This window comes from Psychrobacillus sp. (assembly GCF_056205495.1).
Genome location: NZ_JBAEAP010000201.1, coordinates 1 through 8,720, shown reverse-complemented (window position 1 = coordinate 8,720; position 8,720 = coordinate 1). Strand labels below are relative to the sequence as shown.

Here is an 8,720-nt window from a genome sequence, read left to right as displayed (position 1 = left end):
AAACTCAAACACCGGATGTTTGGAACCAATTAGAGCACATCCATGAAGGAAATGTTGCGCAACTAGCCTTTTCAACGAACAAATATTACTCTCCAGACGAGTTACTACAATTACTTTCTACTTATCAACTAGATGTTCTTTGGATGCCAGTTTATATGGGCGAATTAAAGAATTTCACTGAAGGTGGCTGGAGTAACAGTGAAAACGGTATAACATTAGCAAAACCTTGGGGGTTAGCAGGATTTAAACTGGTAAATAAAGACTTTAATATCACAAATTCTGCCACTAATTTAAACACCGAAACAGTCAAAGAAAGCCAAGAAATCATGCTTAAAAATATGGAAAAAATGATCGAAGAAGATAAAAACCTTGCAGAAACATTACTAGGAACAGCTCACCTTCAAGAGAGGTATGACTATCTTCAAAAAGAAGGATTTCAAGTATATGGAGCAGTTGTAACAGGACCAGTGAAGGAACTGTTGAAACTGAAGGAAATAGAAGGAATCCATAACGCAAAGCTTGGAGAGATCAAACCATGGAATTGGATTGAACAATAAAAAAGGACTTAGCCCGTTAATTATAGCGGTGCTAAGTCCCTTTTTATATTACACGTGAAACAATATGAGCTTGCCGGAGCTATTTACAAGGCGATGTGTTTTATTGCCATAGCCCTTTTCGTTAATTGCTTCCTCGCCTTGTTTTTTTGCTGCTTCGTCGTTTTCGTAATTCCATGTTTCCTCAATGATTAGTTCCCCTGTTGGTTCAAATGCTGTGAATTTATAGGCTTTCATCTATCATACACCCCTTATGTATTCTTAAAATTCATTATACAACAAAAATTAAAAAATAAAAGTAAAGTCAGCTTGACATTACTTTAGAAAGTAAAGTATACTTTACGTAAAGTTAGCTTTACAAAAGGGAGGGTACCGGTGAAAAATTATGTTCGGGATAAGCGAATGGAACTAGGGTTGACACAGGATGAATTATCAGAAAAGCTGGAGGTGTCTCGGCAGACTATCATATCTTTAGAAAAAGGAAAGTATAATCCTTCTATTCAATTGGCTTTTAAGCTTTCCAGGTTATTCAAATGTTATATAGAGGACATTTTCATTTACGAGGGGGAAGATTAAATGAATGCAGAATTTGATTGGTTCACGTTTTTAATTGGGTTACCAGCGGCGATAGTAATCTCGGGGATTATGTTTTTTGTTTTTCGTAGAATCGGGAAGAAAAAAAGACTGTTTGATGAAAGGTACAATCAAGTACATTCAACAGCAAGATCTTATTCCTGGAAAGTCACAACTGCTGCAATATTAGTAGCATGGATGATTATTATCATTGTGGAGGGGCCAGGACTGGCATTTTTCGTAATGACCGGTCTTTGGGTTATACACATAGTCTCTTATGGGGTAGGGGCTGCAGTAGCAGATAAAAATAACTAAAAGGAGGAATATATCATGACAAAAGCTAAATGGGCGCTTGTAGCATCCCTATTCGCTTTAATAGGAATGCCATTAATTTTCTTAGGACTCTCTCTATATACAGGACAGTGGTATTACTTCCTCTTTAGTTTACCAGCGGGGTTGACAGCAGGGATAACTGGTTTAGTGACATCTCTTGTACAAATACAATTGGAAAAAAAATAAAAGTAGGGCTATCACACATTTATTTGTGTATAGCCTTTTCTATATGATAAAATAAGAACAAATATTCTATTTTTAGTGAGGTGTAGTAGGATGGCAGCTATTCGTTTTTTACATGTGGCAGATTTACATTTGGACAGTCCCTTTAAAGGTCTTTCATCTATCCCTAAAAATAGATGGCAGGAAATCAGAGAAAGCACGTTTCATGCCTTTGAAAATATGATTCAGTATGCAGTTACGACTAAGCCAGACTTTGTCCTTATAGCCGGAGATATATACGATGGTGAAAATCGGAGCTTGCGAGCCCAGCATTTATTTCAAAGGGGAATGGAAGCTCTTCGAGAAGTCGGGATACCAGTTTTTATTTGTCATGGGAATCATGATCATTTGAGTGGCAATTGGGTGCGTTTCCAGTTACCTGAAAATGTACAGGTGTTTGGCCAAGACGTAGAGACTAAAACGATTGCTGTCCAAGGAAATCAGGTCCATATTTCTGGCTTTAGCTATAAGGAGCGTCATATCCGAGCTGCGATGCATTCCTATTATCCGAATGCCAGTGGTCAAGGCTACCATTTCGGAATGCTACATGGGAGCTTAGAGGGAGACAAAGAGCATGATGTGTATGCTCCGTTTCGTCAAAGTGATTTGATCGGGAAGGGGTATGACTACTGGGCGCTTGGACACATACATAAGCGACAGGTATTACATATGGATCCTGCTATCGTTTATCCAGGTAATATTCAAAGCCGCCATCGAAATGAAAGAGGCAAGAAAGGGTTCTATGATGTAACCCTAACCAAAGATAAAACAGAGTTACAATTTGTTCCGTGTAGCATGTTTATATACGATCAGTTAGAGGTTTCCTGCAAGCATATAATCCATGCCAATGAATTGATAAGCCTTGTGGAGCAGGAGCTTAAGGATTATGTGGAACAAAACGGAAACGCCATAGTAGAGCTTACGCTTTCCGATATCTCAGAGGAAACTTTTGAAATGCTTGATGCCTCATCGAAGGAGGAGTGGCTAGCTATTTTTCAGGAATCTCTAGACAAGCATAATCCATTTATTCTCCTCAAGGATTTAACTATTAACCTACCAGCTAGTCAGTTAAACGAAGCACTTATACTTTCGGAAATATGGGAAGGGTGGGATTCTGCCGAGTGGAAGCTTGCCGTTAAAGAATTGTATCAGCATCCCAAAGGTAGTCGATATCTACCAAGCATTGACGAGCATTTCATTGAAGAGGTCAAAGAAGAATCCAAACAATTACTGAACAAGGCTGTATCGGGGGGAGTGTAGAGGGTATGAAAATAGAAAAGCTCCACATATATGGCTTTGGTAAGCATGAAAATCTAGAAGTTAATGTACATGATGGGATTAACGTATTCTATGGAGAAAATGAAGCAGGGAAGTCCACGATTCAGCAATTTATACTTCACATCCTTTTTGGCTTCCCACAACGAAATTCACAGCTGTTAAGATATGAGCCTAGAAGTAATGCCACCTACGGAGGTAAAATACAAATTCTAATGGACGATGACAGTAGAGTTTTCATCGAGAGAGTAAAAGGGAAGGCAAGTGGAGATGTAACCTTATATTTTGAGGATGGGACTCGTGGAGGAGAAAAGGAGCTTGCGACAATATTGAATGCTTATAGTCGAGCTGACTATGAGGCAATCTTTTCATTTTCTTTACTTCAGCTACAAGGGTTTGAAAAAATGACGGAGGAAGAGCTGACACGTACTTTACTTTCTTCTGGAACTACAGGAATGGACACGTTATCTAGGGTTGAAATGCAGTTTGCAAAAGAAATGGGAGAGCTATATAAGCCTACTGGACGAAAGCCCTTCATCAATCAAAAAATGGAGGAGATACGACAGCTTGAAACTGCTTGGAAGGCACAAATGGACCAAGTGGAAAAGTACGAGCCCTCCATCCAGCGTTTAAATGAGATTGAAAGTATCATAAAAGAATCGGTAGAACGTGAGAAAGAGCTAGCGGACCAACTTCAAAGTTATTCCCATTGGAAGCAATTAAAACCGTTAAAAATAGCGGAAAATGAGCTTTTAGAGAAATTGGATAAGCTACCAAGTCATTCATTTCCTCCGGAAGGTCTTCGACGATATGAGGCTGTTAAGGACAAGCAGACCAGCACTCAAATAGCGGTAGAACAATTTAAGCAGGAGCTGCAGTCAATTGCCCATAGTAGTGAAGCAATAGATCCTGAAAACCTAGAGGAAATCCAAGGCTTTTTAAGCCAGGAATCCCAATGGCATCAATTGCGGGCAAAACGAGTCCAGTTAGAAGAGGAGCATAGTAAAACTCTCCAGCAGCAAATGCAAGAGCTTAGCCTAGTTGGAATTGATTGGGAAAGTAGCTTAAATGATATAGTGACGGCTGATGTATCAATCCAGCAGGAGGATCGGCTGGTGACGATGCTTAACCAACAAGAGCAGCTTAATCAGCAATTTCAACAAGAAGAACGTTTGCTAAACCTGAAAATGCAGGATGTCGAGCAGCTAGAAAAACGGCTACGTGAATCTAAACGTTCACGTAATTCATCTAAGGGCCAAAGTAACACAAAAGGTATTCTGTTCTCACTAGTAGGATTTGTACTGATAGTTGGGTTAATCTTTAGTTTTCTTGCCTCCAATTGGCTAATTGCGCTCCTTACTGTAATTATAAGTACTGGGATATATGGCGGGTTTACCTTGCTCATCAAAGGTCTTCAAAAAGATAATGAGACTCAGCAATATACAGATTTATTAGAGGACGAATTAAAAAGTCTTAAGGATCAAATCATGCGTCTAGAAGGTGTTATCTCAGAAATTGAACACCAAAAGAAGGAATGTAAGCGTAAAATTTATGCCTTTTTAAGAACTTATCAAATTGATGAGGAATTATCCCCAAGCCTACTGCCTGAGTTATTTACCCGGTTAAGACTTATTCAAAATCAACAAATCCAACTTGACCAGATGGAAGGTAAGCTCGAGGAAGTCAGTAGAAATTTAAGGGACTTGGAACGCAGAGCACAGTCCTTAGTGAAATCCCAGTTAGTAGAAGATATTTTATTTCATCAGCTCCGGGAAATTTATTTGAAAGAAAAGAAACGGCTTGAAGAAGAGCAGAGTACTCTTAGTAAAATAACAAAGCTACAAGAAAAGTTAAATGAGCTAGAATTGTTATTAAACGCTCAGGAACAGCAGATTACTACGCTGTTTACGGAGGCGGGAGTTTCAACAGAAAGTGATTTTTACCAAGCGCATGTAGTATCTCAAACTAGAGCGTCACTAGAAAAAGAATTAGAGCATATGAGAATGCAATTAGGCGATCGAAAAGTAAACATAAATGATTTTGAAGAAGGCTTTGAAGTAACAGCAAGAGAAACTCTAGAGGCGATGAAAGAAAAAAGTCAATTCCTTTTAGAAGAAAAAGCAACCTTACTTTATGAAACGAGCCGCTTACTCGAGAATGAAGAACAAAGTCAAAAATTACAGCAATTAGAAGAGAAAAAATCAGAGCTGTATGAGTTAGTAAAAAAATGGGCTGCTTATAAAACGGTAACAGAAGCAATCAAGCAGACAGTGTTGCAGTTAAAAGAAGAACGGCTGCCAGACGTACTTGATAAAGCCAAAAGCTATTTTAGGATATTAACGGACGAATCCTACGAGCTGTTAGAATTTACACCCGAGGGATTATTCGAAGCGGTTAAACCTAGTGGAGAACGATTTCGAATAGCAGAGCTAAGTCAGGCCACGAAGGAGCAGGCGTATATTGCATTAAGGATTGCATTAGCCGTTTCCTTAAAGAATAGGGTAGCTTTTCCTATTATTCTAGATGATCCATTTGTACATTTCGATCGAAACCGCTTAAAACAAGTGGTACAATTAATGAAAGAGCTACAAAATGAACATCAACTACTATATTTTACGTGTCATGAGCATATGCGTCTTAGTTGGAATGAGGCTCATATAATAGATGTAGCGACATTACAAGTTGGAAGTGGAGGGGTTTTGAGATGAAGGGAATTACACAGCTACGAGTAGGAGATCCTGTCGATCATTTCTTACTGATAAAACAATCAACTAAAGGTATCACTACCGTTGGAAAACCGTTTATGTCACTTATATTGCAGGATAAAAGTGGAGATATTGAAGCGAAGCTATGGGATACGAATGAGGAGCATGAAAAGCAGTATGCAGCTAGTCAAATAGTGCGTGTTGGTGGCGAAATCCAAGACTATCGCGGGAAATTCCAGCTACGAGTAAAAAGTATTCGACCTGTGAAATCAGACGAGACGATATCTATTAATGACTTAGTCCCATCAGCAGAAAAGTCAAAAGAAGAATTGATGGAGGAGTTACTACAATTTTTCTTTGAGATGAAAAATCCTTTGATACAACGTGTAACACGCCATTTAATGAAAAAGCATCAAACTGCTTTTATGACATATCCGGCTGCTACTAAAAATCACCATGATTATGCCTCTGGTCTAATCGATCATGTTGTTTCTATGCTCAAGCTAGGGAAGTCGCTTTGTGAGCTGTATCCAACATTAAACAAGGATCTTTTGTATGCCGGAATCATCTTACATGATATTGGGAAGGTTTTAGAGCTTTCTGGTCCTGTCGCTACTACGTATACAATTGAAGGTAACCTTCTAGGGCATATTACTATAATGGTAAATGAAATATCAAAGGCAGCGGAAGAGCTTCAAATTGAAGGCGAAGAAATAATGCTCCTTCAGCATATGGTGCTTTCTCATCATGGTAAAGAAGAGTGGGGCAGTCCTAAGCGTCCAATGGTGCGTGAAGCGGAGATCTTGCACTATATTGATAATATCGATGCCAAGATGAATATGCTTAATCGTGCTTTAGCAAAAACAAACTCAGGTGAATTCACTGAGCGTCTATTCCCATTAGAAAATCGTTCCTTCTATAAACCTACTTTTGAATAGCTAGAAAAAAGTAAAGGTCAAATAGACCTTTACTTTTTTTATGTTCCTGTTTTTTATAAAGAAACAACTGTAGGAAAAAACCCCATGAATAATAAAGAATCGTTAAATTTCCATGTTTTTATAAGTAACGTACTATTAGTCTAAAATCACAACCACTAAAGATTTAATAAAGTTTGCTTCTCCAATCGCCATTTACTTGAATCATATAATATTCTAACGCTTGACCAAGCCATTCTTCTTCCTCTGCTGTTAATGGAGAGGGTGCCACTTCTTTAATTTCATTAAAATCTATCATTTTTAAATTTTTCCCGGGAATTCTTTCTATTACATCCTTACCGATATACGTTAAGGATGTTTCTAAATACTTTTGAATTAGTGCTTGCGCTTCAGGTTTCTCAACGGGTGTACCATATAGTTGTTTTATTTCCTTGTACACTTGTACTGTTGATAAGTCCAATGAATTTTTTTCTTCTTCCGATTTGTTAGACAGATACCCTACCCAATCTGTAAGCTGGTTTTTTTCCATCCATTCTCTTTGTATATGCTCGGTTTGGATATACTGAATCAGACTAAATAAAATGGAGCTGTCTACTTCACCTTCTTCTTGCGTTAACTGAATGACTCTTTTAATGGCCGTTAACGACTTTTCTATACTTTCCTTATGTTGCTCTAGCTGCTTAAGGTGAAGAGCCAATGTTTCATTTAAATCAATAGTAAAGCTTGATATGTGTAGCATGTGTGTAATTTCTTCTAAACTATACCCTACAAACTTTAAATTCATAATTTTTTGTAGTGTTATAAGATCTTCATACGTGTAGATACGATGTCCTGAGCTCAGATCCCGTATTGGCTTTAAAATACCTATTTCATCATAATAATGCAAGGTTCGAATAGAAAGCCCTGTCTTTTCCGAAAATACCCCAATCGTATACTTGTTACTCTCTTTCATCAAATACCTCCTTTGTAGTTAAGTTCATTATAAAACCTCACGTAACTGGAGGTGCAAGAGGAATTTAATATTTTTATATGGCCAGCTAAAAAGAAAGAGACCGCAACTATAAAGTTGCGGTCTCTTTTATCAAAATGATATCTAATTATTTCTCAGTTTCTTCAGTCGTTGCATCTTCTTCAGTTACTGGTTGCTCTGCAGAACCTGCAGCGTCTCCTGCAGCTAAAAATTCATCAAGTGCTTTTTCTAAATCCTTATCTTTGATGTCAACTTTTGCATCTTTCAACAATTTAGAAATTTTAGGTAGTAATGCAGCTTGATCTGCTTTTTCAAGCTTTAAGTTTTTCTCTAACTCTGCTTTTTTGTCATCATATGACTCTTTAACTTCACGCTTGTCCGTAACTTCGATAACGTGGAATCCAAAGCTAGATTGAACTGGCTCGCTGATTACGTTAGGCTCTAAGGCAAACGCAGCTTCTTCAAATTCTGCAGCCATTGCACCTTTACCAAACCAACCTAATTCTCCACCACTTTGTTGTGCAGCTGGTTCTGTGGAATAAGCTTTTGCCACTTCTGCAAAATCTTTTCCGGATTCTAATTCAGCTTTAACTTTCTTAGCCGTTTCTTCATCCTCTACTAGCACGTGGCGTGCATTAATTTCATTTTTCGTATTTTCATATTCAGCCTTAATTTCATCTTCTGAAACTTCTACATCTTCAATAAGAGCAGCTTCTTGTAGAAGGTTAAGACGTAAATACTTTTTGTAGGATTCTTCTGTGTATCCTTGTTGTGCAAGCAATGTTTCAAAGTTTTCCCCAAGTTGTTCTTTATCTGCTTTTAGCTGAGCATCTACTTGTTTGTCGGTAACATCGTACTTAGAGTCTAATACCTTTTCAATCATAAGAAGTTGAAAAGCTTGATCTCCAATAGAAGCCTTCATTTCTTCATATAAATCATTTTGTGTGATGTCGCCTACTTTAGAGGATGCAATTACTTTACTGCTATCTGCAGATTCATTGTCATTACAAGCCCCTAATGCAAGAACAGATGCTGCTAACGTTAATGATAAAACTGTTTTTTTCATACAAATCTCTCCTAACTTCATCTTGCTGCAACTGTAACTATACCATAAACGAAATAAAAACAAAAATGGTTCCCGTGCATTTGCCCA

10 protein-coding genes are annotated in these 8,720 nt (G+C 37.9%); 7 read left to right on the top strand and 3 right to left on the bottom strand.

What is annotated here, in order from left to right:
• The coding region (locus tag AC06OU_RS05965; protein ID WP_475854611.1) for an anti-sigma factor C-terminal domain-containing protein at nucleotides 1-557 on the top strand (557 nt) is incomplete at its 5' end.
• Between the two features lie 48 nt (nucleotides 558-605).
• Here AC06OU_RS05965 and AC06OU_RS05960 read toward each other — a convergent pair.
• Entirely contained in the window at nucleotides 606-791 is a 186-nt protein-coding gene (locus AC06OU_RS05960; RefSeq protein ID WP_251556665.1) for a YhzD family protein, read from the bottom strand.
• Nucleotides 792-929: 138 nt separating this feature from the next.
• Here AC06OU_RS05960 and AC06OU_RS05955 point away from each other — a divergent pair, with 138 nt between their 5' ends.
• The 6 genes from AC06OU_RS05955 to yhaM all read left to right on the top strand — a co-directional run bounded on the left by AC06OU_RS05955 (nucleotide 930) and on the right by yhaM (nucleotide 6,600).
• Nucleotides 930-1,130: a helix-turn-helix transcriptional regulator gene (locus tag AC06OU_RS05955; protein WP_475854610.1), complete on the top strand. Its 201-nt coding sequence runs from the start codon at nucleotides 930-932 to the stop codon at nucleotides 1,128-1,130.
• A complete protein-coding gene (locus AC06OU_RS05950) occupies nucleotides 1,131-1,442 on the top strand; it encodes a DUF2178 domain-containing protein (RefSeq protein ID WP_475854608.1) in 312 nt (103 codons plus the stop codon).
• Nucleotides 1,443-1,457: 15 nt separating this feature from the next.
• Nucleotides 1,458-1,646: a hypothetical protein gene (locus tag AC06OU_RS05945; protein WP_475854606.1), complete on the top strand. Its 189-nt coding sequence runs from the start codon at nucleotides 1,458-1,460 to the stop codon at nucleotides 1,644-1,646.
• A 90-nt stretch (nucleotides 1,647-1,736) separates the two neighbouring features.
• Nucleotides 1,737-2,942, top strand: coding sequence for a metallophosphoesterase family protein (locus tag AC06OU_RS05940; RefSeq protein WP_475854605.1), 1,206 nt, complete (start codon nucleotides 1,737-1,739; stop codon nucleotides 2,940-2,942).
• A 5-nt stretch (nucleotides 2,943-2,947) separates the two neighbouring features.
• Nucleotides 2,948-5,665: an ATP-binding protein gene (locus tag AC06OU_RS05935; protein ID WP_475854604.1), complete on the top strand. Its 2,718-nt coding sequence runs from the start codon at nucleotides 2,948-2,950 to the stop codon at nucleotides 5,663-5,665.
• A complete protein-coding gene (yhaM, locus tag AC06OU_RS05930) occupies nucleotides 5,662-6,600 on the top strand; it encodes a 3'-5' exoribonuclease YhaM (RefSeq protein WP_475854602.1) in 939 nt (312 codons plus the stop codon). Before AC06OU_RS05935 ends, yhaM begins: the two co-directional genes overlap by 4 nt.
• Nucleotides 6,601-6,763: 163 nt before the next feature.
• Here yhaM and AC06OU_RS05925 read toward each other — a convergent pair whose 3' ends face one another.
• Nucleotides 6,764-7,549 (bottom strand): MerR family transcriptional regulator, encoded by a 786-nt coding sequence (locus AC06OU_RS05925; protein WP_475854601.1) that lies wholly within the window; start codon nucleotides 7,547-7,549, stop codon nucleotides 6,764-6,766.
• 145 nt (nucleotides 7,550-7,694) lie between these two features.
• Nucleotides 7,695-8,633, bottom strand: a complete 939-nt coding sequence (locus AC06OU_RS05920) for a peptidylprolyl isomerase (protein WP_475854600.1) — start codon at nucleotides 8,631-8,633, stop codon at nucleotides 7,695-7,697.
• Between the last annotated feature and the right edge of the window lie 87 nt (nucleotides 8,634-8,720).

Excerpts from the sequence above, each read along its gene's own strand:
- AC06OU_RS05960 (WP_251556665.1), bottom strand. The coding sequence starts at position 791 with ATGAAAGCCTATAAATTCACAGCATTTGAACCAACAGGGGAACTAATC.
- AC06OU_RS05950 (WP_475854608.1), top strand. The coding sequence starts at position 1,131 with ATGAATGCAGAATTTGATTGGTTCACGTTTTTAATTGGGTTACCAGCG.
- AC06OU_RS05945 (WP_475854606.1), top strand. The coding sequence starts at position 1,458 with ATGACAAAAGCTAAATGGGCGCTTGTAGCATCCCTATTCGCTTTAATA.
- AC06OU_RS05940 (WP_475854605.1), top strand. The coding sequence starts at position 1,737 with ATGGCAGCTATTCGTTTTTTACATGTGGCAGATTTACATTTGGACAGT.
- AC06OU_RS05935 (WP_475854604.1), top strand. The coding sequence starts at position 2,948 with ATGAAAATAGAAAAGCTCCACATATATGGCTTTGGTAAGCATGAAAAT.
- yhaM (WP_475854602.1), top strand. The coding sequence starts at position 5,662 with ATGAAGGGAATTACACAGCTACGAGTAGGAGATCCTGTCGATCATTTC.
- AC06OU_RS05925 (WP_475854601.1), bottom strand. The coding sequence starts at position 7,549 with ATGAAAGAGAGTAACAAGTATACGATTGGGGTATTTTCGGAAAAGACA.
- AC06OU_RS05920 (WP_475854600.1), bottom strand. The coding sequence starts at position 8,633 with ATGAAAAAAACAGTTTTATCATTAACGTTAGCAGCATCTGTTCTTGCA.